The sequence below is a fragment of the Mesorhizobium sp. WSM4822 genome (genome assembly GCF_055811155.1).
In genome coordinates this window covers 79,739-102,516 of the sequence record NZ_JBVVQM010000006.1, presented here as the reverse complement: position 1 = coordinate 102,516, position 22,778 = coordinate 79,739, and the positions used below count along the sequence as shown (strand labels likewise).

Here is a 22,778-nt window from a genome sequence, read left to right as displayed (position 1 = left end):
AACATGAAGTTGTTCAAGAACTGCCTGTTCGCGGGCATGACAGCGCTCGCGCTGCTGGGCGCGGCGAAAATCACCACGGCGCAGGAAACCGATCAGGTCGGCCGCTCCACGTATCTCGAGGCGCTCAAGGGCAAGAAGGTCATCTTCGTGCCGATCTCACAGGGCATGGACCTCAACCAGGCATGGGTGGTGGTGTGGCAGCGTCACGCGGCACGCTACGGCTTCAGCCTTGAAGTGCGTGATCCCTCCGGCGACACCAATGCCGGCATCCGCGCCATGCAGGGCGCCATCGCCGAGAAGCCGGACCTGATCATCGTGCAGAACCCCGATGTCCAGACCTACGCACGCCTGTTGAAACAGGCGCAGGCGGCCGGCATCAAGGTGCTGCAAGTCAACATGCAGTCGGCCACCCAGACCGACAGTTATGTAGGCAACGACTGGATCGAAATGGGCCGTCTCGAAATGGGCGAACTGGCCAAACACTGCACCGGCCCCAATGCCGTCTCGCACAAGGTGGTCTGGCTCGCCGGTGTCCAGACGGGCGCCGCCAACATCTACATGCGCACCGGCATCGACGAGGTGCTGAAGGCCAATCCCGAGCTGCAGCTCGTCTCCGACCAGCCGGCCGATTACATGAGCGAAAAGGCCCGCCAGATCACCGAGACGGTCCTCCAGCAGCATCCGGACCTGTGCGGCATCATGGGCATCTGGGACAATGCCGAGGTCGGCGCAGGCGCCGCCGTCGCGGCCGCCGGCAAACAGGACCAGGTGACGATCGTTACCAATGGCGCCGGCAGCGCCACGGGCTGCGAGAGCATCAAGAACGGGCTGCTCGACGTGATCTTCAACTTTAATGCCCCGATCCAGGCCGAGATCGCCGCACAGCAGATTTCCGAGCTGCTGCAGCAGCCCGAGCGGCAAGCGGGCAGCGAGAAGACCATCTTCTTCGGCCCGATCACCCGCGTCGACAAGGCCAATGCGACCGGCAGGAATTGCTGGAAGCTGGACGAGCTCAAGTAACGGACTTCCTTGATGAGCATGGCCGAAAGCCTTGTGCGCTGGCGCTACCGCCTGCTCCCCGACCACGTGGTCGGGGAGATCCTGACCAAGAAGTGGATCGACAGCGTCATCCCCTTCACGGCGCTGGTCATTTTGTGCGCGATCTTCGGCTCGATCGTGCCGGGCTTCTTCGATCTGGCGACGCTGACCAATCTCAGCGGCCAGACCGCCGAGCTTGGCCTGGTGGTGCTCGGCATGACCATCGTCATGGTATCGGGCGGCATCGATCTGTCTGTCGGGTCGACCTTCGCGCTCGCCGTGCTGGTCACGCTCTATGGCATGAATGTCGAGCAGTGGAGCTTTGGTACCGGCCTGTTGGCGTGCCTGGGCCTCGGCGTCGTCTGCGGCGCCATCAACGGCTTCCTGGTTGGCTTCCTGCGCATGCGGGCCTTTCTCACCACGCTGGTGACGCTCATCATCTACCGCTCGACCTTCGACATCGTCTTCCCGCAGGTCTCGACGCGGATCGTCACCAGCGGTTCGGATTCGCCGGCCTATGATTTCCTTGGTTTCGGCACGATCTGGGGCGTGCCGACATCCTTTGTGGTCTTCGTCGTCATCGCGCTGATCATCCATCTCGTGCTGTCGCGCGCCCGCTATGGCTGGCGGCTGTTCGCGGTCGGCGGCGCGCGGCGCTCTGCCTACAATGCCGGCATCAATGTGCGCTTCATCTTGTTCAGCGCCTATGTCTTGTGCTCGGTGCTGGTGGCGCTCTCCGGCTTCTTCTTCTCGGCCCGCATCGGCAGTGCTGCTTCCGACATCGGCACCGGGCTCGAACTGCAGGTGTTGACCGCGACCGTGCTCGGCGGCATCTCGCTCGGCGGCGGGCGCGGCTCGGTCGCCAAGGCGCTGATGGGCACCGTTTTCGTGCTTGTTCTGTCGAACAGCCTGCTTGCGCTGGCCGTGCCCGGCCCGGTCAATTTCCTGATCCTCGGCATCGTGCTGCTCTTGTCGGTGCTTCTCGACGTACGCTGGGTGAAGAACCGCCACAAGATCCTGCGCAGCGTCTACATCTCGCCGACCTTCGCCAAGATGCCGCAGGCGATCTCGACCGCGCCCGGCGCGCCGATGGCGGTGAACGACCGGTTGAAGGACGTCGGCGTCATCGGCCTCGGCTTTCTCGACGGCGCGGAAGATGTGATCTTCGACCGGCAGGACCGCCTCTACACCGGCAGCCGCCAAGGCGATATCCTGCGCTTCCAGCCGCCGTACTACACCGACAGCGAAGTGTTCGCACATATTGGCGGCTCGCCGCTCGGCATGGCTTTCGACCGCGACGACAATCTCGTCATCTGCGTCGCCGGCATGGGCCTCTACCAGGTCTCGCCGGTCGGGGATGTAAAACTGCTGACCGCCGAGACCAACCGCTCACTGACCTCGGTGGTCGACGACTCCACCATGAAGCTCGCCGATGACTGCGACATCCTGCCGGACGGCCGCATCGTCTTCTCGGAAGCGACAGTGCGCTTCGAGATGCACGACTGGTATGCCGACGCGCTGGAAAGCCGCGGCAACGGACGCATCATCGTCCATGATCCCAAATCCGGTTCGACACGCACACTGCTGTCAAACCTCGTCTTCCCCAATGGCATCTGCACGGCCTTCGACGGCCAGTCGGTGCTGTTCGCCGAAAGCTGGGCCTGCCGCATCAGCCGCTACTATTTCGATGGCCCGAAGAAGGGCCAGGTCGAGCGCGTCATCGAGGGCTTGCCCGGCTATCCCGACAACATCAACCGCGCCTCCGACGGCACCTACTGGCTGGCCCTGATGGGCATGCGCACGCCGGCATTGGATCTCTCGCTTGAAATGCCGGGCTTCCGCCGCCGCATGGCGCGGCGCGTATCGGAAGATGCGTGGCTGATGCCCAATCTCAACACCGGCTGCGTGCTGCGCTTCGACGAAAACGGCCAGATCCTCGAAAGCCTGTGGGACCAGGCCGGCGAGAAGCATCCGATGATCACCTCTATGCGCGAGCACAAGGGCATCCTCTATCTCTGCGGCATCTTCAACAACCGCATGGGCACTTTGCCCCTGAAAGGCGTCGATCCCGACTGGTTCAGCTCGGATTCCTACTGGGGCAAAAAGTCATGAGCGGTTTGAACCAGCTTCTTGACCGCTTTCTCGGCCGTGGCGAGTGGGCCGTGACCGTGCCGACGCTCGACGGGCCGTTGCTGCCCAACCAAGGACTGGAGGAAGCCGGCCAATTCGCCGGCCTCGCCGAGGCCGACAATCTCGTGCGCACCGAAAAGGGCCTCCTGGCAAGCAGCGCCAACCGGCTGATGCGCTTTAGCGCCGACGGCCATGCCGAAACCTTGCAGGAATTTCCGGGCGAGATCACAGCACTCGCCCATGCCCGCGGCATGACCGCGATGGCCATCGACGGCAAGGGCGTCGTCATCCGCGGCGGCCTGCATGACGGGCGCGAGGCGACGGGCGAGGAGGCTCGGCGCCTCTCCTGCATCACCGCTCTCACCTTCCTCGACAGCAACACCTTACTGGTGGCCAACGGCTCGGCCTCAGTGCAGGCGAGCGGTTGGCGTCGCGACCTGATGCAGAAGAGCGTATCCGGTTCGGTCTGGCGGCTCGATCTGAAAAACGGCCGGCTGGAGCTGATCAGGGATGGCTTGGCCTGGCCGGCCGGCATCGCCACCACCGGCTCCAACCGCATCTACGTCTCGGAGGCCTGGCGCCACCGCGTGCTGGCGATCGACCTTGCCACCAAGGCGACGCTGCCCGTGCTGGAGCATCTGCCGGCCTACCCCGCGCGTATCGCTCCGGCCTTCAACGCCGGCTACTGGCTGACCTTCTATTCCGTGCGCAACCAGCTGGTGGAGTTCATCCTGCGCGAGGACACCTACCGCACCCGCATGCTGGCGGAAGTCCCCGAGGCCTACTGGATGGCGCCGTCGCTCGGGTCATGGCGCGACTATCGCGAGCCCATGCAAGGCAGCCAGTTGAAGCAGATGAACGTGCTGAAGCCATACGCGGTGACAAGGTCCTACGGGCTGGTGGTCCTTTGCGACCAGAACATGAAGCCGCTGTCGAGTTTCCATTCGCGCGCCGACGGCAAGGTGCACGGGACGCTGAGCGCCTGCGAGCTGGGCGATGACCTTCTGGTCGCCTCGCGCGGCGGATCGCGGATCGTGCGCGTGGCGAGCGCCGCCAGTGGCAAGCGAGGCTAAGCGATGTCGGACGCCAACATCATTGAACTCAGGGACGCCGCCAAGGCGTTCGCGCGCATTCCGGCCTTCAAGAATGTCAATTTCGACCTGCGCAAGGGCGAAATCCATGCGCTGCTCGGGGAAAACGGCGCCGGCAAGTCGACGCTGACCAAGGTCATGGCCGGTGTCTTCAAGCTGACCGAGGGCAAGATGACCTTCGACGGCAAGGATGTGTCCTTCGCCACGCCCGCCGAAGCGCTGCGCGCTGGCATCGCCATGGTGTTCCAGGAAACCAACCTGGTGCCGGCCATGACGGTGGCGCAGAATCTCTATCTCGGCGAAGAGAAGATGTTCAACCGGTTGCGCGGCCTCTACATTCAGGCGCGGCAGTTCCTCGCCGGCATGGGCTTCCAGGTCGACCCGTCCGCGCAGGTCAGCACGCTGGGCGCGGCGCACAAGCAGATGGTGGAGATCGCGCGCGCCGTCCACCACAAGGCCCGCGTCATCATCTTCGACGAGCCGACCGCGACGCTGACGCCCGAAGAGAAAAGCCACTTCTTCAAACTTTTGCAGCGGCTGGTGAAGGAGGGCATCGCCGTCATCTTCATCACCCATGCGCTGGAAGAGGCGCTTGCCGTCGCCAACCGCATCACGGTCATGCGCGATGGTGAGATCGTCGCGTCCGGCGAAGCCAAGGGCTTCACCCGCGCTTCGATCGTGCAGGCCATGGTCGGCCGTACGCTGACCGAAACGCTGCATGGCGAGGTCAAGCGCACGGCGCGGCCCTATGGCGACAAGGTGCTTTCGGTCGAGAACCTGTCCTGCGCCGGCCTGGTGCGCAACTCTTCCTTCTCGGTGTTTTCGGGCCAGGTCACCGGCATGTTCGGCCTTGTCGGCGCCGGCCGCACCGAAATGGCCAAGGTCGTCGCCGGACTGTTGAAGCGCAACATCTTCCACGGCGGCGAGATCCGCCTGCTCGGCAAGTCGGTGCGTTACCGGGTGCCCAGGCCTGCGGTGCGCGACGGCATCGTCTATGTCACAGAGGATCGCAAGGTCGACGGCTTCTTCGAAACCATGACTGCGGGCGAGAACCTTCAAGTGGGTGAACTGACCGAGGGCGCCAATCCCGTCTCCATGGTGTCGCTGGCGCGGGCCAGGCAACTTGCCCGCGAATGGGGCGAACGTCTGAGCCTGCGGCAGACCAGCGACCGAGCCCGGATGATCGAGCTCTCCGGCGGTAACCAGCAAAAGGTCGTGATCGCCAAATCGCTGATCCAGAAGCCTAGGCTGGTGATCTTCGACGAGCCGACACGCGGTGTCGACGTCGGCGCCATCGTCGAGATCCACCAGCTCATCAGCGATCTCGCCGAGCAAGGCATGGCCGTCGTTGTCATCTCGTCCTATCTGCCTGAAATTCTCGCTGTTTCGGATCGCATTCTGGTGGTCAAGCGCGGCCGCGTGGTCGAGGAGATGATGCTGTCGGAGGCCACCGAGGAGCGCGTCATGTTCGCCGCGGTTCATTGAGCGGCCCGACAAGAGAGACACTTTTGCCGGTCAAGCCAGGACCAATGTCTGGCCGGTCCTATTGCCTTGCAATCGGTTCCGCGTCTGAATAGGTCAGGGGTCAGATCACCCTGCCCGAGCGGATATGCCCAGCATTAACCTCAAACTTCTGCAGACGTTCCTGCTTGCCGCCGAAAACGGCAGCTTCCGTCGTGCTGCCGAGGAGAGCAATCGTTCGCCATCGGCGGTCTCGATGCAGATTCGCGACCTTGAGGAGCAGATCGGCATCTCGCTGTTTATCCGCACCGCACAGCGTGCAAGCCTGACGCCGGAAGGCCAGATCCTGTTCGAGGAGATCGCCAACGTGATGTCACAGGTGCAGACCAGCCTCGACCGGCTGACGGAGGTCGCCGCTCGGCGCAAGGGCAAGGTGCAGATCGCCTGCGCCCCGACGCTCGCGGCAAGCCGGCTGGGCGATATCCTGGCGACATTCAAGTTGCGCTATCCCCGCAGCATTGTCGAGGTCATCGAGAGCCCGCCGCAGGCCGCGCTTGGCCTTTTGCAACAGCAGGAGGTCGAGTTCTACATCGGCCCGGAACTGCCAAACCTGACGGACTTCCAGTTCGAGTCTATCCTCGACGATCCGCTGATGGCCTGCATTCCCACGGAAATATACGGCGGCGAAAAGAAGCTGCTGCTCTCCGACCTGCTGCGCTATCCGCTCATCCTGCTCAACCGCAAGACCGCCGTGCGCGGCCTTGTCGATCGGCTGACGGCGGCGGAAGGCATCGAACTCAAGCCGCAATACGAGGTCGAAAGCGCACAGACGGCGGTAGCGCTGGTGTGTTCGGGACTTGGCGTCTGCGTGGTGCCCGGCATCGCCATTTCGCGCAATGACGAGCGCATGCGAGTGGTACCGATCGACCATCGCGACGCCCACCGCTCCGTCGGCATCATCACCGCGCGGGGCTATGTGCACCACTCCTTCTCCGAACAGCTGATGAACCTCATCCGCACCAATTTGCGCGAACTGGCAAACTGAGCATCGCGCCTTCGGACAGGCACCTTGCACGAGCGCCGAGAATAGTGCGGGAACGCCGTCATTCGCAGCCGGCCTCACCTGAATATCAGCGCACCCTCAGTCGGTCTGGATCCAGACCGATTTGGTCTCCAGATATTCATGCAGATGTTCGATGCCGCCCTCGCGGCCGTAGCCGGACATCTTCATGCCGCCGAACGGCACCGCCGGGTCGATGGCGTGGTACATGTTGACCCACACCGAGCCGGCCTTGATGCGGCGGGCGAGCTTGTGCGCGGTGCCCAGATGGGTGGTGAAAATGCCGGCTGCCAAGCCATAGGGCGTCGCATTGGCCCGCGCCACGGCTTCGTCGAGCGTGTCGAACGGCATCGCCGAAATCACCGGACCGAAGATTTCTTCACGCGCGATGGTCATCTTGTCCGACACCGCGCCGAAGACGGTCGGCGCGATGAAATTGCCGCCATCGTAGGGCTCGCCCGTCAGTCGAGATCCGCCCGCTATCAGTTCCGCCCCTTCGTCGCGGCCGGCCTTGATATAGCCCACCACCTTGCCGGCCTGCCTGGCATTGATGAGCGGGCCGATTTCGGTTTCCGCCTCGATGCCATGGCCGATGCGAAGCCTGCCGGCAAACTCGGCGACCCGGCGCACGAATTCGTCATGGATTTCGCGCGCCACGAACAGCCGCGATCCGGCGATGCAGATCTGGCCCGAATGCACGAACACCGCCATCGCGGCGACAGGAACCGCCTTGTCGATGTCGGCATCGCGGCAGACGATGATCGGCGATTTGCCGCCGAGTTCCAGGGAAACGCGCTTGAGGTTGGTCACGCTCGCCCGCGCGATGGCCTGGCCGGTCAGCGTCGAGCCGGTGAAGACGATCTTGTTGACGTCGGGATGTTCAGCGAGCCGCGCACCGGCCTCCGTCCCGGTGCCGGTGACGACGTTGACGACGCCGTCGGGAACGCCGGCCTCCTGCATCAGCCTGGCGATCAGCAGCGGCGTCAACGAGGCATCCTCCGAGGGCTTCAGCACGATGGTGCAGCCGGTGGCGAGCGCCGGTGCGATCTTCCAGATCGACGCGGCGGTCGGAGCGTTCCAGGGGATGATCGCGCCGACAACGCCCACCGGTTCGCGCCTTGTGAAGCTGACGATCTCGCCGGGGATCGAATTGTCTATGGATTCGCCATGCAGCGCGGTCGCCATGCCCGCATAGAAGCGCAGCATGCCGATGACGCGCCGCCGGTTGGCGAGCGTGCGCGTGATCGGCAGTCCCATGTCGAGAGTGTCGGAAACGCTGAGCTCTTCCCAATGGGTCTCGAAGAGATCGGCGATGCGCAGAAGCACGCACTGCCGCTCATAGGGCGAGAATTTTGACCACGGCCCTTCGAAGGCCGTGCGCGCAGCGGCCACCGCCGCATCGACGTCGGCGGCCGAGCCGCGCGGGACGGTGGCCAGCACTTCGCCAGTCGCCGGGTTGAGCGCCTGCATCTCCTGGCCGGATTGTGCCGGAACCCACTTGCCGCCGACGAACATCGGCCGGAATTCGCCGTGGTAGAGCGCCGTGGCCTTCGCCCGCGGGTCGAAATTCAGCGTCATCCCTTCCTCCTCACAATTCCGTGGCGACTATGCCTCCGACGCCGGTCGACCTCAAACAAGGAAAGCTAAAAGGGCGTTCAGATAATCGGACTGTGCAATGTACGCGACTTCCCCGATGGTGCCGGCAATGGAGGAACAGATATGAGACTTGCTGGCAAGGTCGCCATCGTCACTGGCGGCGGTTCGGGATTTGGCGAAGGCATCGTCAGGAAATTCGTCACCGAAGGTGCGCGGGTCGTGTTGATGGACCGTGATGAGGCCGCCGCGGCCCGCGTTGCTGCCAAAGTCGGCAAAAATGTGCGGCCAATCACTGGCGACGTCTCGACACTCGCAAGCTTCGAAGCGGCGGCAGACCTGGCCCGCTCGGCCTTTGGCGGTCTCGACATACTGGTCAACAATGCCGGCGTGGCCCAGCCGCCCCTGGCGCTCGAGACGATGGACGAAGAGATGTTCGACCGGATCGCCAACGTCAACATGCGATCCATCTACAATGGCGCCCGTGCGGTCGTTGCGCATTTCAAATCCATCAAATCGGGCGCCATCCTCAACGTCGCCTCCACTGGCGGCGTCTCGCCGCGCCCGAATTTGACTTGGTACAATGCTTCCAAAGGCTGGGCGATTGCCGCCACCCGGGCCATGGCCGTGGAACTCGCCCCCTTCGGCATCCGCGTCAACGCCATCAACCCGGTTGCCGGCGACACGCCGCTTCTGTCCACCTTCATCGGCTCCGGCGAGGAAAACCGCGCCCGCGTCGTCGCCACCATTCCGATCGGCAGGCTGTCTACGCCGGCGGACATGGGCAACGCCGCGGCATTCCTGTGCTCCGACGAGGCCAGCATGATCACCGGCGTCGACCTCAATGTCGACGGCGGCAAGTGCATCTGAGCGTTAGACCATTTGGGAGTTGGCGATGAAGCCTGTCTACGAAATCGCCGCGGTGCATGGCGACGGCATCGGCCCGGAAGTCTGCGCCGCAGCGGTTCAAGTGGTGAAAGCAGCGCTTGGTCCCGGCAACCCCTTGCACTTCAGCGAATACCCGGCCGGAGCCGAGCATTTCCTGAAGACCGGCCAGAGCTTTCCCGAGCCGACCTTCCAGGCCTGCCGCGCGGCGGACGCCATCCTGCATGGTGCGGGCGGCTTGCCGGGCGTCGTCCATCCCGATGGAACCGAAGCAGGCCTGGATTTCACGCTGAGACTGCGCTTCGAACTCGATCTCTATGCCAACGTCCGCCCCATCAGGCTCTTCGAGGGCGTGCCTAGCCCGTTGAGCGGAGTGAAGGCCGGCGATATCGACTACATCATCTTGCGCGAGAACAGCGAAGGGCTTTACGCCGCGCGGGGATCGGGCGCCCTGTTGCGCGGCGAAGTGGCGGTCGACACGCTGGTGCAGACCCGCTCCGGCATCGTGCGCATCGTGCGCAAGGCCTTCGAACTGGCGCGCCAGTCGGGCGGCGCGCCTCGTGACGGCGTGCGCCGGGTCACCTGCTGCGACAAGGCCAACGTGCTGCGCAGCTATGCCTTCTTCCGCTCCGTCTTCGACGAAGTGGCGAAGGACTATCCCGATATCGCGACCGAGCACGCGCTGGTCGACGCCATGGCGATGCATCTCGTGCTGAAACCGGGCCATTTCAACGTCATCGTCAGCGAGAACATGTTCGGCGACATCCTGTCCGACCTCGCCGCCGCGACGGTGGGCGGGATGGGCATGGCGCCTTCAGCCGAGATCGGCGCGGCCAACGGCTTCTTCCAGGCCGCGCACGGCTCGGCGCCCGACATTGCCGGCCAAGGTATCGCCAATCCGTATGGGACGATCCTGTCGGCAGCCTCGATGCTCGACTGGCTCGGCCACAAACATGGCGACGAGAGGCTCAACCAGGCCGCGGCGCGCATCCGTCGCGTGACCGAGGACTGCCTGGCCAACGGGCTTCTGAGCGCCGACCTGAAAGGCAGGGCGTCGACCAGCGAGATAACCCGCTCGATCTGCGGCCGGCTCGCGGCAGCGGCGTGACTGATGATCAAGGTGAAGATAGATCTTGTTGGACCTCGCAAGATCGGCCAGACGCTCATGCGCCGGATATTCATTGCCGACCGGCACGAGGGCGAGGCTTGAGATGGGCGCTCTCGATCGCCAGGTTTCGGTCGAGGATTTTCGCAGGCTTGCCCGTCGTCGCCTGCCGAAATCCATCTTCGAATTCATCGATGGCGGGGCGGGGCAGGAACTCACCCTTAACGCCAACCGAAGCGATTTCGAAAAGATCAGACTTTTGCCGCGCGTGCTTACCGATGTTTCGCATCCGAACGTTTCCACGACGCTCTGGTCCGAGACCTTGCCGACACCGCTCGTGATCAGCCCGATGGGTTCCTGCGCGCTGGTCAGGCCCGGAGCCGACATTGCCATCGCGAGGGCGGCAACCGCTCGCGGCATCCCCTACACACTCTCCACCATGGCCACGGCCAGCATCGAAGGCATGGCGCGAGCCGTACAGGGGCCGCTGTGGTTCCAGCTTTATGTGCTCAAGGATTTCGACTTCAATCGCCAACTGGTGAGGCGAGCGGAAGAATTTGGCTATTCGACGCTGGTGGTGACCGTTGATCTGCAAGCCGGGGGCAAGCGCGAAAAGGATCTTAGGAACGGCATATCCATCCCACTGCGGCCTTCGGCCCGGCATCTCTGGGAAGGCATGCTTCATCCTGGCTGGTCGCTGCGCCTGCTGCGCGGTCGTCTGCCCCAGTTCGAGAACGTCCGCGGCTATCTCGGTGACAACAGCGCCGGCCTGACGATCGCCGCGCGTGTTGGCGGCAGCCTCCATGCAGGTTTCGACTGGGACGATTTCCGCCAGATCCGCGACTGGTGGAAAGGCCGGCTGCTGGTCAAGGGCGTCCTGCACCCGGGCGACGCGTCGCGACTGGTGGCGGCTGGTGCCGGTGGCATCTGGGTGTCCAACCATGGAGGCCGTCAGCTCGACGGTGCTGTATCGAGCATCGATGCCCTGCCCGCCATCCGTCAGGCACTTGGCGCCCAAGCCCCGATCCTCATCGATTCCGGTATCCGCACGGGCACGGACATCATCAAGGCCAAGGCACGCGGCGCCACCGTCGCGGCGATCGGCCGGGCCGCACTGTTCGGCGCCGTGGCTGGCGAGGCCGGTGTGGCCAAAGCACTCGATATCCTCCTGGACGAAGTGGTGACTTGCCTCAGGCTCTGCGGGATCCCCCGTTTTCAGGAAGCGGGATCAGAAATCATAGCATAGCGCCAAGACGTGTGCTCACGCTTGGTCGCAAAGTTTCAGCACCAATTGCCGCCCTCGCACGCCGCTCTTCCCAGGCCCAAAAGCCGCCGTCCATCCAGACGACGGCAGCCTATTCAGAAAGCGTTTGTTTGATGCACACGGGCTGGCGGCAGTCGTTATGAATTCGAAAGGCTGCGCAGTCGGATAGGCGGACTAAACTCGGCCGCCCGGTGCTGGTTTCGGTTCTATCCACCCGTTCTTCAAGACGTCGCGAAGCACGTTCCGTGTGTCTTCGCCCGCTGCCGTTGCGCCGCTCGCCCAAGCGATCGCCAGTGCTCCGAAAAAAATGTCGCGCCCAGCCATCGTCCGTCGTGCGAGCCCTTCGTCCTGTGCAGCCTTCAGGATTCGCTCCGTCGTCGTGATGACAGCATGGCAGGTCGGCGTCAGCGGGGATTCTACTCGGCAAGCCGCCCGTAACGGTTCAGGCAAGCCCTCATAAGCCAGCATCCAGTCGCCGAGAGCTTCAACCCAGAGTTCGAGTGCGCGGCCTGCATCGCTCTCCCCGGCTTCGATTTCAACGCGACGATGGTCGAGGCTTTCATAGTGAAGAACTAGCAGCGCAGCCAACAGGGCGTCTTTGTTTGGAAAATGGCGGTAGAGCGTCCCTGCCCCCACGCCCGCCAGCTTCGCGATAGCATCCATCGAAACGTCAACACTGTCGTTGCCGAACGCTTGTCGCGCTACTTCGAGGATGTGCGCCCGATTGTGTTGCGCGTCCCTGCGGAGGGCTGATGCGGTCGACGATTGAGACATGACTGACCTTAACCCTTGCACATCGGAGACACTCTCCGTATTTAGAACGAATCGGAGATAGTCTCCATATAGCGCGAGGTCGATTATTCTAACAAGTCGGCATTAGCCGGCAAAACGAGGACACGATGATCAGGCAGATGATACCAGCATGCGTCTGCGCAACGGTACGACAACCTGCCTGGGGCCTGGCGCGCGCAGTCAGTAGATGCCGCGGGCTATACGAGTTTCGAGGCGGGCTGTTCCATTGGGAGCACCATCCTGCGCGACCATCTGGATGTCCCGCTCAATACGGGATCGATCCGAGCATCGTGCGCTGAGCTCATAATCACAATATCTGGAAGGAAATCGACATGAACATCGGCATTATCGGGGCGGGAAATATCGGCACCACCCTTGCACGAAAGCTGGCAGCGGCCGGGCACGCGGTGAAGCTGGCCGGCTCGAAGGGGCCTGATGATATCCGCGAGAAGGCGATGAAGGTTGGTGCGCTCCCGGTTGCCGCGCACGAAGCAGCCAGGGATGTCGAGGCGATCGTTCTATCGATCCCGTTTGCGAAGATTCCCGATGTCGCCAACATCTTTGCCGATGTACCAGCCGACGTGGTCGTGATCGACACCTCCAATTATTATCCTATGCGCGACGGGAACATCGCGGAGGTTGACGATGGCAAGCCGGAAAGCGTCTGGTCCAGCGAACAACTCGGCCGGCTGGTGGTCAAGGCGTTCAATGCGGTCCTCGCCCAAACGCTCGCCGAAGGTGGCGCAGCGGCCGGAACGGCTGGACGGATCGCGATCCCCGTCGCAGGCGATGATGCGCATGCCAAAGCGATCGCACGCGAACTGGTGAACGAGACCGGTTTCGACGCACTTGATGCCGGCGATCTCGCGAGTTCCTGGCGCCAGCAACCGGGCACGCCAGCCTACTGCACGGAACTGACGTTGCCTGATCTTCAGCATGCGCTGTCCACGGCGGAAAAGGCGCGCGCACCCGGAGCTCGCGACGCACTGATCAAGGGCTTCATGGAGGCGACGCCCCCCCTCCGCCACGAGCAGATCGTAGCCCGCAACCGTGAAGTCACCGCCCTCCGATGAGAGACTTTTCCGGTTCCGGCCCGAGGTGGTGACCAAGAAAACTCTCCAAGAGTTCCTTCTGTTTGTCGGGAACAACCTGCCAGCGACGATGACGAGGCCGGCGTGAACCGGCTCTTTAGAGTTTTGTGAAGCCCTTGGCGTTATTTGCGACAAAGGTGAAATCCCCCTTGATGATGCGAGGCGTCAACTCCCAAGCTCCGCTGCTCATCCAGCGAGCCTGAGCCATAGCGCCTGCCTGACGGCAGGCGGTTAGCCGCCGCCGCCCATGGTCACGGACATGAAGGCCCGGAAGGCCGCCGCTGCCGGTTCGATTGATCTGTCACGCGACCAGGCCAGGCCGACATCCATAGTGGGGATGGGCTCGACAAGCCCGCGCACTTCGATGCGCTGCCCCTCCAAGGACCAGGGGCGGTAAACCATGTCGGACAGGACAGTGACCCCCATGCCGGCAGCCACGAGCGACCGCACGGCCTCGACCGAACTGGTGGTAAGGACGGCGCGGAGCGAAAGGCCCGCGGCATCCCAGTAACGGGCGGCTGTCGTGCGTGCCTCGTCCACCGTCAGCATGACATAGTCTTCCGCCGCCACATCGGCGAGGCTGATTTCCCGCCGCGCGAGCAGATGATGATCAGCCGAAAGCCAGAGCCGGCGGTTCGACCGCATCAAGACCTCCTGCGCCAACTCCTTGGTGTGCTCCAGGTTGGACACCAGCATCACGGCCATGTCGATGTCCCCGCACATCAACCCGCTTTCGAGAGCGTCTCGGGGCAGTTCCAGCACCTCGACCTCGATCTCGGGATAGGTCTTTCGAAACCGCGCGTAGTGGCGCGACATGTAGTAGCCGACGACCGTGTAGGTCATGCCCAGCCGCAGCTTGCCCGCCAGGCCTTTCCTATCGCGCAACGGGCTTCGGACGGCGGCAGCGACGGCCCCGGTGATAACACGCGCATGTTCAAGAAACCGCGCGCCCTCCATAGTCAGTCTTACGCCAGCGTGGTTACGCTCCAAAAGCCGTACGCCCAGGTCAGCCTCAAGCGTCTTTATCGCCGCGGTGACGGCCGATTGCGAGATGTTGAGTTCGACCGCGGCATGACTGACCTGTCCGCTCTCGGCGGTCGCGATAAAATAATCAAGCTGTTTCAAGGTGATGGTCATGGTGCGCTCCGGCCCGGCACCATTATCTGTTTTTTTGATATGACAATCAATAAACTACTATTTCACAAACGCCCTCGCATGCGCAAAAAATGCTGCAACGCCGCAAAGACGGCAGCTTCGAGGGGTAACAATACGATGGCGGTGACGCTAAACTGCGACATGGGCGAAAGCTTTGGCCTCTACAAGGTTGGCGATGATATGGGCATGATGCCCATCATCGACGTTGCCAATGTCGCCTGTGGTTTTCATGCCTCCGATCCGGATCACATGCACGCCGCCGTCCGCAGCGCCAAGGCGAGTGGCGTAAAGATCGGTGCCCATCCAGGCTTGCCCGACATTCAGGGTTTCGGCCGGCGCGAGATGCGGATGACCCGCGAAGAAGTCAGGAACACCATCATTTACCAAGTGGGAGCGCTTGCCGGCTTCCTCAAGGCCGAGGGTGTGGAACTCCACCACATCAAGCCGCATGGCAGCCTTTACTTCATGGCCATGCAGCAGGAAGCAATCGCCCATGGCGTGTGCGACGCGGCAGAGATTTTCGGCGTACCCCTCTTCGGCATGACGGGCACCCTGCATGAGAAGATCTATCAAGAGCGCGGTATCCCATTCGTCGCCGAGTTCTATGCCGATCTCGACTACGATGCCTCCGGCAAGCTGATCTTGACACGCGTTCATGACGCCAAGGACCCCGCAGAGATGGCCGAGCGGTGCGTACGCGCCATCAGGGAGGGCGAGGGCACGGCAGAGGACGGCAGTTTCTTCCCCGTACGCTGCGAAACCATCTGCGTGCATTCCGATACGCCGAACGCCATCGATATAGCCAGGGCCGTGCGCACCGCAATCGCCCCCTGGCACTGAACTCGACCGAACCCGCCCGCGCGGGCGGTTCCAAATTAGTCTGTCCGCAGTTTTCCGGAGCTTTTTATGGCCCAGATTCTTTCACCTCTTCCCGGCACTTTCTATCGCAGCGCTTCGCCAGACCAGCCGCCCTACAAGGCGGATGGCGACGCGGTATCCGCCGGAGATGTAATCGGTCTCATCGAAGTGATGAAGTCGTTCCACGAAGTGAGGGCCGAGACGGCCGGTACGAACATCCGCTTCCTTGCCGACAATGAAGACCCTATCATGGCCGGCGCACCTATTGCGGATCTCGACTGATGCTGAAAAAGCTTCTGGTTGCCAACCGGGGCGAGATAGCGGTCAGGATCATCCGGGCCGCGCAAGATTTGGGGATCGCCACCGTGGCGGTGTATTCGGCCGCAGACGCCGAGTCGCTCCACGTCCAGCTTGCGGACGAAGCGGTCAACATCGGCCCACCAGCGGCAAAGAAGTCCTATCTCAATGTCGAAGCAATTCTGAAGGCTGCCAGCGATACCGGTTGCGACAGCGTTCATCCAGGCTATGGGTTCCTTGCCGAGAATGCCGCGTTTTCCGACGCGGTCACAGGCGCTGGATTGGTCTTCGTCGGCCCGTCGGGAGATGCGATCCGGATGATGGGAGACAAGGTCTCGGCGCGATCGGCCGCTGCCGCTGCAGGTGTCCCTGTGGTGCCTGGCTCGGCTGGCCGGGTCGAGGGCCTCAAGGCTGGCCACGAGGTGCTGACCGCAACCGGTTTTCCGGTGATGATCAAGGCGGCGGCAGGCGGCGGCGGGCGGGGCATCCGCATCGCCAACTCGCTCGCCGAGTTCGAACAAGCCTTTCCTCAGGCCGAAGCAGAAGCCCTCGCCGCCTTTGGCGACGGTGGCCTCTACATGGAAAAAGTGATCGGCAAGGCCCGCCATATCGAGGTGCAGGTGCTGGCAGACGGAAGCGATGCCATTCACTGCTACGAGCGGGAGTGCTCGCTGCAGCGGCGACGCCAGAAGGTTTGGGAGGAGGCGCCGTCGCGCGCACTTTCAGACAGGCTGCGCGAAGAGCTCTGCGCTTCGGCGGTCGCATTGGCCAAGGCGGTCAAATACTCTGGTGCCGGCACGGTAGAGTATCTTTATGACGATGAAGCAGATCGCTTTTACTTCATCGAGATGAACACCCGCATTCAGGTCGAGCACCCGGTCACCGAGGCGATCACCGGCATCGACCTCGTTGCGGAGATGCTTCGCATCGCCGGCGGCGAGAAGCTGAGGTTCAGGCAGGGCGATGTCTCCGTCAAGGGGCATGCGATCGAAGTCCGGCTCAATGCCGAAGACCCGGCGAAGGAGTTCGCTCCATTCCCCGGGCAGGTGGCCGAGCTTCGCATTCCCGGCGGTCCGGGCGTACGCTTCGATTCGATGCTCTACCAAGGCTATCAGGTACCGCCCTTTTATGACTCGCTGCTTGCCAAGCTGATCGTGCATGCAGAGACGCGCGAGGCGGCGATAGTGCGCCTGATCCGCGCGCTCAACGAGTTGAAGATCGGCGGGCTCAAGACCACCAAGCCGCTGTTTCTTGCGCTGGCCGCCGATCCGGCGGTACGGGCGGGAGACGTGCATACCCGCTGGCTGGAAGGCTGGCTCATCGAAAACGCCGCAGCATTGGCGGGTTAAGGAGGACCGATGTCGATACGATTCAACTTCGGCGGTGACGAACATATCTTCGGCGAGGTGTCCGAAGAAATGTCGCTCACCTCCTTCTTTACCGGCCTTTCGATGACGAACGCGGTGCGTACGGCAGGCATCCGAGGTGTCACCGAGATCTGCCCAGCCAACGCCAGCTTCCAGATTCGCTTCAACCCCGACATCGTCAAGCCGCAGGATTTGCTCAGCGAACTGAAGTCGATGGAAGAGGCGGCCTCGAAGGCGGACCCGGTGCTGAAGACCCGGATCATCGAACTGCCGGTTTATTTCCAGGATCCATGGACGCGTGAAACCTGCCTGCGCTTCCGCGAGCGCCATCAGGACCCCTCCTCCACCGATCTTGAATATTCGGCACGCATCAACGGCTACGCCACGGTGGAAGAGTTTATCACGGCCTATTCCGGCCAGCCCTGGTTCGTGTCCATGGTCGGCTTCGTCGCCGGACTCCCCTTCCTGTACCAGATGGTTGAGCGCAAGAAACAGATTCAGGCGCCGAAATACTTGCGTCCACGCACCGACACTCCCAAGCTCACCATTGGCCATGGCGGCTGCTTTGCAGCGATCTATTCGGTGCGCGGCGCTGGCGGCTACCAGATGTATGGCATAACCCCGGCTCCGATCTACGACCCGACCAGGAAGGTGCGCTACCTCTCCGATGATATGTGCCTGTTCAAGCCAGGCGACATCGTCAAGTTCAAGGCCATTGGCCGCGATGACTACGACGCCACGCTGGAGGAAATCGAAGCCAATCGGTGGCAGCCGACGGTTCGCGAGTGCACCTTCAGCCTGAAGGACTTCAACAGCGATATTTACGGCACCAATGCAAAGCTGATGGAGCTTATCAATGGCCGTTAAGGTAATCTCTCCCGGCCTCTCCACTTCCGTGCAGGACCTTGGCCGACCAGGCCACTACCATGTCGGCATTCCCGAAGGCGGCGGCATGGACCGCTTTGCCACACGCATCGCAAACCTGCTTGTCGGCAACGATCCGGGTGCCGCGGTGCTCGAAGCCACCTTCATGGGCCCCGAACTCGAATTCACCCAATCCGCGGTCGTCGCCGTCACGGGAGGAGAACTCCCCCCCAAACTCAATGGCGAGGAACGGCCGACCTGGGAAAGTTTTCCGGTGAAGGCCGGTGACCGGCTTTCCTTCGGCTTCCTCAAGGGCGGCGCGCGCGCTTATCTGGCCGTCTCCGGCGGTATCGACGTACCCGTGGTTCTCGGTTCGCGCTCGACTTACATTCTGGGCGCACTCGGCGGCCATCAGGGCCGCACGCTGAAGACGGGTGATGAGCTTCCCCTCGGCGAAGGTTCCGGCAAAGCCGGTCTTTCACTGCCTGCAAATCTGCGCCGCGCGGGCAATAGTCCGGCGGAACTCAGAATGCTTCCCGGCATGTACTGGCATCGGATCACTGAAGCTGCCGGCACTCGGTTCTTTGAGGAAACCTGGAAGGTCGCACCCGAAGCCGACCGCATCGGCTATCGCTTCCGGGGTGGGACGCCGCTGGAATTCGTCGAGCGCGAGCAGCCTTTCGGTGCGGGCTCCGACCCCTCGAACATCGTCGATGCCTGCTATCCCTACGGATCCGTCCAGGTGCCGAGTGGCACGGAGCCGATCGTTCTTCACCGGGACGCGGTTTCGGGTGGCGGGTACATGATGCTGGGCGTGGTGATATCGGCCGACATGGACCTTATCGCCCAGCTCCAGCCGCACACCCCGGCACGCTTCGTTCCGGTGACGCTGGAAGACGCGCTTGCCGCGCGAACCGAACAGCGCGCCGCGCTGGCGCGTGCTGAAGGGCATCTGGCCGGCTGACGTCAGCCGGGAAAATGCCGGCGGAGGAGCCGGTGGCGAGGAGATCGGCCGGCCAAAACCGACCGTGCGTGGCGGAAGACAAAATCCGGTGCGCGAAACGACAAGACGACGCCGGGCAACGGCGTGAATTTGGCACCCGAGCAGTCCGCTAGAGACCGCCGGAACCGACAGGGGAAGACATTTGCAACGTGACTGGCCGCAAGGCCGGATGCTTCGCGCCTTTCCGTCGGTAGAAAGAAGGAAAGGGTCATGAGTCATCTGAGCGCGGAGAACGTCTCGGTATCGTTTGCGGGGCTGAAGGCCCTGTCATCGGTAGACCTCCAAATTACGCCCGGCCGCATCAGTGGCCTCATCGGCCCGAATGGCGCTGGCAAGACCACGCTCGTCAACGTGCTGACCGGCTTCCAGGCACCGACGGAAGGCACCATCAAGCTCGACGGGGCAGCACTCACAGGTCTCAAGCCGCATCAGGTCCGGCGGCGCGGCATTGCCCGCACCTTCCAGGGTGGGCGGCTCTTCCGCGACCTGCCTGTGCTGGACAATTTGGAGGTGACCGGCGTTGGTCTGGGAATGAGCCGGCGCGCTGCCATCGCCGAAGCGGAAGCGATGCTCGACTGGATAGGCATCGGTGCGCTGGGCACCCGCATCGCCGGAACGTTGCCATATACGGACGAGCGCCGCGTCGCCATTGGCCGCGCCCTGATGGGACGGCCCGCGTACATCCTGCTCGACGAGCCCGCGGCTGGCATGAGCGCGCTGGAGGCGCGGGAGCTTTCGGCCCTGATAAGACATATCGCCAGCGATCTCGGCTGTGGTGTCCTGCTCATCGAGCACAATGTCGGGCTGGTGCTCGGCCTTTGCCAGCATATCGTCGTGCTCGATTCCGGAGCGATCATCGAGGAAGGCCCGCCTGCCGCGATCCGCGACAGCGAGAAGGTGCGCCACGCCTATATGGGCACGGCCGCGAACACCGACCTGCCTGTGCTGGAGGCGATGGAATGAGCCTGCTCGCCCTTTCCGATATCACTATCCGCTACAGCCGTCTCACGGCGGTCCGAAATGTCTCCTTCTCCATGGACGAGGGAGAAATCCTGTTCATCACCGGCCCGAACGGAGCCGGGAAGTCTTCGCTGCTGCGCGCGATCGCCGGTGTTACGCCAGTGGCGGGCGGCCGGATCGACCTTGCAGGTCATGAGATCACCGGCCAGGCGCCGGAGAACATCGCCCGGCTCGGATTCTCCATGGTGCCGGAGGGGCGCGATGTCTTCGGCTCGCTGACGACCGAAGAGAACCTTCTGGTCGGAACCGGCATGCACGCCCGCGAACGCGGCTGGCGCAGCCGAGCGGCCGACGAACTCGAAGCCGTCTACGCAACCTTCCCGATGCTGAAAGAGAGGCGGCATGGGCAGGCGGGATTGCTGTCCGGCGGGCAGCAGCAAATGCTGGTCATCGGACGCGCGTTGATGACCAATCCGCGGCTTGTAGCCATCGACGAGCCTTCGCTGGGCCTCGCCCCCAACATCAACGACCAGGTCTATGAGCGGCTGATCGCGCTGCGTGCGCAGCGCCAGCTCACGCTCCTGATCGTTGAGCAGAGCTCGGCCCGGGCGATGATGGTGGGCGGGCGGATGATCCTGATGCGTGGCGGACAGATCGTGCTCGATGGCGACGCGCGGACGCTCGGCAATGGCGAGGCGATCCAGGCTGCCTATTTCGGTTACGAGGACCACTGAGATGCTCCAGATCCTGTTCGACGCACTCTCGCTTGGCTCGCTCTACGCGCTGGGCGCGCTTGGCATCGCCCTCATCTTCGGTGTGATGCGGCTGGTGAACTTCGCGCATGGCGACGTCATCGCCTTCTGCGTCTTCGCGCTGCTGTGGCCGTCAACCGACGCCATGGCCATCGTCTTCGCCGGCCAATTGCCGTGGTACCTGCTGGTGCCCTTCGTTCTCCTCTGCGGGGCCGGGCTGTCGGTGCTGTGCGAAGTCGTCGTCTTCAGGCGGTTCCGCCAGGCAAATCCGGCAACCATGATGATCGCCTCCTTCGCGCTCGGTTTCGTCATTCGCTACTTCCTGCTCATGCTTTTCTCCAGTCGGCCGAAATCAATCTCGCTGCTGCCCGAACTGTCCCAGCCGGTGGAGATCCTGGGTGCCAGGCTTCCCCTCCTCCAGCTCATAACAATCGTCGCCACGATGGTCATCCTGATCGGCCTGACACTGTTCCTGCGTCAAACCCGCTTCGGCCTGGAGATGCGGGCGGCGGCCGAGAACTTCTCGATGGCCCGCATGCTGGGTGTGCGTGCGAACCGGGTTATCATGGGCGCGTTCGCGCTCTCCGGCGCGTTGGCCGCCGCCATTGCACTGATCTTTGGCGCCCAGACAGGCACGCTGGACATCCAGATGGGCGCCTCGATCATGTTGATGGCCTTCATCGCCACCGTCATTGGCGGCCTCGGCAGCCTCGGGGGAGCCGTGCTCGCCGGCTTCTTGCTGGGTGCCGCCTCGGTGATCATGCAGGTCATGCTGCCCATCGACGCCCGGCCGTTCCGCGATGCCTTTGTCTATGGAGCGGTCATCCTCGTTCTCCTCTTCCGCCCGCAAGGGCTTATTGCCGCGCGCGGCACCAAGGAAAGGGTCTGATTTCATGGGTGTCGCCGCCTCCCTCACCAACTCTACCGCTGCCGGTGCCGCGGCTGCCGAGCGAAAGCCCGCCCGCTTCGCGCTTGCCCGCCGCACAATCCTGACGCCGGTCCTGCTTTCTCTGCTGCTGCTGGCCATCGCGCTGATCACGGTGATGACCGGATCGCGGCCCTTCAACCAGACGGTGATCGACGTGTTCGTCCGTGTCATCCTCGTCGTGGGCCTATACATCTTTATCGGAAATTCGGGCGTTCTCAGCTTCGGGCATATCGGCTTCACCTGCCTTGGCGCCTACGCGGCCGCATGGCTAACCATCAATCCGATGATGAAACGCGGTTCGCTGCCGGGATTGCCCGAATGGCTGCTGGCGACCCGTTTGCCGTACTGGCAATCGGCTGTGCTGGCGGCATTGTTCGCCGCCCTCGCCGCTCTCATTTTCGGGCGGGTGCTGATGCGGCTATCGGGCATCGCGGCTTCGATCGCGACCTTCGCGATGCTCGCCATGATCAACACCATCTATTCCAATTGGGAGAGCGTGACCGGAGCGACCTCATCGGTCGTCGGCATTCCGATCGTTCGCATGATCTGGCCGTATCTCATCGGCGCCGTGGTCGCAATCTTCATCGCCTGGGCGCACGCGATCTCCCGGTCCGGCCTGGCCCTTCGTGCTGCCCGCGACGAACCCACCGCCGCCGCGGCTTCCGGTATCGACATTCCCAGGGAAAGACTCGTGGCGTTCGTCGTATCGGGCGCGGTGATGGGGCTGGGCGGTGCGCTTATGGCTCATTCCATCGGCGTGGTCACACCCGATACATTCTATCTCGGTCTCACCTTCATCACCCTTTCCATGCTCGTCGTCGGCGGCATGGGCAGCCTGTCGGGGGGTGTGGTGGGTGTCGTCCTGCTGTCCGCCCTGATCCAGGCGCTGCGCTGGCTGGAGGCAGGCGTATCGCTCGGCGAGTCCACTTTCGCCCTCCCGAAAGGGGTCCAGGAAATAGCCCTCGGCGTCATCATGATCGTGATCCTCGCGCTTCGCCCATCCGGACTCATGGGCAACCGCGAGCTCACCTTACCTCGCAGCAGTCGCAACAAGTGACCGGCGGCACAAGCCCGACCGGAAAAC

At 63.1% G+C, this 22,778-nt stretch carries 21 protein-coding genes; 18 read left to right on the top strand and 3 right to left on the bottom strand.

Features of this window, described 5'->3' with window-relative positions; translation table 11 throughout:
• Window positions 1-3: 3 nt before the first annotated feature.
• The 5 genes from AC0L3E_RS15730 (at window position 4) to AC0L3E_RS15710 (ending at window position 6,765) form a co-directional block, all read left to right on the top strand.
• The gene (locus tag AC0L3E_RS15730) at window positions 4-1,020 is read left to right on the top strand and encodes a sugar ABC transporter substrate-binding protein (protein ID WP_127320431.1); all 1,017 of its coding nucleotides are present in this window, start codon (window positions 4-6) and stop codon (window positions 1,018-1,020) included.
• Window positions 1,021-1,032: 12 nt separating this feature from the next.
• Window positions 1,033-3,150: an ABC transporter permease gene (locus AC0L3E_RS15725; protein ID WP_473605122.1), complete on the top strand. Its 2,118-nt coding sequence runs from the start codon at window positions 1,033-1,035 to the stop codon at window positions 3,148-3,150.
• A complete protein-coding gene (locus AC0L3E_RS15720; protein ID WP_127326921.1) occupies window positions 3,147-4,241 on the top strand; it encodes an NHL repeat-containing protein in 1,095 nt (364 codons plus the stop codon). The genes AC0L3E_RS15725 and AC0L3E_RS15720 overlap by 4 nt, the downstream gene beginning before the upstream one ends.
• A gap of 3 nt (window positions 4,242-4,244) precedes the next feature.
• Window positions 4,245-5,744 (top strand): sugar ABC transporter ATP-binding protein, encoded by a 1,500-nt coding sequence (locus AC0L3E_RS15715; protein WP_127811201.1) that lies wholly within the window; start codon window positions 4,245-4,247, stop codon window positions 5,742-5,744.
• Between the two features lie 124 nt (window positions 5,745-5,868).
• Entirely contained in the window at window positions 5,869-6,765 is an 897-nt protein-coding gene (locus tag AC0L3E_RS15710; RefSeq protein ID WP_027036279.1) for a LysR family transcriptional regulator, read from the top strand.
• A gap of 96 nt (window positions 6,766-6,861) precedes the next feature.
• Here AC0L3E_RS15710 and AC0L3E_RS15705 read toward each other — a convergent pair whose 3' ends face one another.
• On the bottom strand, window positions 6,862-8,358 hold the full coding sequence (locus AC0L3E_RS15705) for an aldehyde dehydrogenase family protein (RefSeq protein ID WP_128309234.1): 1,497 nt from the start codon (window positions 8,356-8,358) through the stop codon (window positions 6,862-6,864).
• Window positions 8,359-8,499: 141 nt separating this feature from the next.
• Between AC0L3E_RS15705 and AC0L3E_RS15700 the strand changes: the two genes are divergently transcribed.
• From AC0L3E_RS15700 to AC0L3E_RS15690, 3 genes are all read left to right on the top strand, one after another.
• Window positions 8,500-9,243: a glucose 1-dehydrogenase gene (locus AC0L3E_RS15700; protein ID WP_473605121.1), complete on the top strand. Its 744-nt coding sequence runs from the start codon at window positions 8,500-8,502 to the stop codon at window positions 9,241-9,243.
• Window positions 9,244-9,268: 25 nt separating this feature from the next.
• Window positions 9,269-10,366: an isocitrate/isopropylmalate dehydrogenase family protein gene (locus AC0L3E_RS15695; RefSeq protein ID WP_473605120.1), complete on the top strand. Its 1,098-nt coding sequence runs from the start codon at window positions 9,269-9,271 to the stop codon at window positions 10,364-10,366.
• Window positions 10,367-10,469: 103 nt separating this feature from the next.
• Window positions 10,470-11,609 carry an alpha-hydroxy acid oxidase gene (locus tag AC0L3E_RS15690; protein WP_473605119.1) on the top strand — a complete coding sequence of 380 codons (1,140 nt, stop codon included), beginning with the start codon at window positions 10,470-10,472 and terminating at the stop codon, window positions 11,607-11,609.
• Window positions 11,610-11,801: 192 nt separating this feature from the next.
• Here AC0L3E_RS15690 and AC0L3E_RS15685 read toward each other — a convergent pair whose 3' ends face one another.
• The gene (locus tag AC0L3E_RS15685; protein WP_128309865.1) at window positions 11,802-12,401 is read right to left on the bottom strand and encodes a TetR/AcrR family transcriptional regulator; all 600 of its coding nucleotides are present in this window, start codon (window positions 12,399-12,401) and stop codon (window positions 11,802-11,804) included.
• Window positions 12,402-12,751: 350 nt separating this feature from the next.
• Between AC0L3E_RS15685 and AC0L3E_RS15680 the strand changes: the two genes are divergently transcribed.
• Entirely contained in the window at window positions 12,752-13,492 is a 741-nt protein-coding gene (locus AC0L3E_RS15680) for an NADPH-dependent F420 reductase (RefSeq protein WP_473605118.1), read from the top strand.
• A 249-nt stretch (window positions 13,493-13,741) separates the two neighbouring features.
• On the opposite strand, the gene AC0L3E_RS15675 is transcribed toward AC0L3E_RS15680, so the two are convergent.
• Window positions 13,742-14,647, bottom strand: a complete 906-nt coding sequence (locus tag AC0L3E_RS15675) for a LysR family transcriptional regulator (protein WP_023808975.1) — start codon at window positions 14,645-14,647, stop codon at window positions 13,742-13,744.
• Window positions 14,648-14,782: 135 nt separating this feature from the next.
• On the opposite strand from AC0L3E_RS15675, the gene pxpA reads away from it, so the two are divergent.
• The 9 genes from pxpA (at window position 14,783) to AC0L3E_RS15630 (ending at window position 22,751) form a co-directional block, all read left to right on the top strand.
• Entirely contained in the window at window positions 14,783-15,505 is a 723-nt protein-coding gene (gene pxpA / locus AC0L3E_RS15670) for a 5-oxoprolinase subunit PxpA (protein WP_473605219.1), read from the top strand.
• Window positions 15,506-15,571: 66 nt separating this feature from the next.
• Window positions 15,572-15,805 (top strand): acetyl-CoA carboxylase, encoded by a 234-nt coding sequence (locus tag AC0L3E_RS15665; protein WP_027036285.1) that lies wholly within the window; start codon window positions 15,572-15,574, stop codon window positions 15,803-15,805.
• A complete protein-coding gene (locus AC0L3E_RS15660) occupies window positions 15,805-17,169 on the top strand; it encodes an acetyl-CoA carboxylase biotin carboxylase subunit (RefSeq protein WP_473605117.1) in 1,365 nt (454 codons plus the stop codon). Before AC0L3E_RS15665 ends, AC0L3E_RS15660 begins: the two co-directional genes overlap by 1 nt.
• A 9-nt stretch (window positions 17,170-17,178) precedes the next feature.
• Window positions 17,179-18,054 carry a 5-oxoprolinase subunit B family protein gene (locus AC0L3E_RS15655; protein WP_127326913.1) on the top strand — a complete coding sequence of 292 codons (876 nt, stop codon included), beginning with the start codon at window positions 17,179-17,181 and terminating at the stop codon, window positions 18,052-18,054.
• On the top strand, window positions 18,044-19,015 hold the full coding sequence (locus AC0L3E_RS15650) for a 5-oxoprolinase subunit C family protein (RefSeq protein WP_127326912.1): 972 nt from the start codon (window positions 18,044-18,046) through the stop codon (window positions 19,013-19,015). The genes AC0L3E_RS15655 and AC0L3E_RS15650 overlap by 11 nt, the downstream gene beginning before the upstream one ends.
• A gap of 249 nt (window positions 19,016-19,264) precedes the next feature.
• The gene (locus tag AC0L3E_RS15645; protein WP_027163992.1) at window positions 19,265-20,017 is read left to right on the top strand and encodes an ABC transporter ATP-binding protein; all 753 of its coding nucleotides are present in this window, start codon (window positions 19,265-19,267) and stop codon (window positions 20,015-20,017) included.
• Window positions 20,014-20,748, top strand: a complete 735-nt coding sequence (locus AC0L3E_RS15640) for an ABC transporter ATP-binding protein (protein WP_027036290.1) — start codon at window positions 20,014-20,016, stop codon at window positions 20,746-20,748. Before AC0L3E_RS15645 ends, AC0L3E_RS15640 begins: the two co-directional genes overlap by 4 nt.
• Before the next feature lies 1 nt (window position 20,749).
• Entirely contained in the window at window positions 20,750-21,655 is a 906-nt protein-coding gene (locus AC0L3E_RS15635; RefSeq protein ID WP_127319977.1) for a branched-chain amino acid ABC transporter permease, read from the top strand.
• Between the two features lie 4 nt (window positions 21,656-21,659).
• On the top strand, window positions 21,660-22,751 hold the full coding sequence (locus AC0L3E_RS15630; protein ID WP_127326909.1) for a branched-chain amino acid ABC transporter permease: 1,092 nt from the start codon (window positions 21,660-21,662) through the stop codon (window positions 22,749-22,751).
• The last annotated feature ends 27 nt before the right edge of the window (window positions 22,752-22,778 follow it).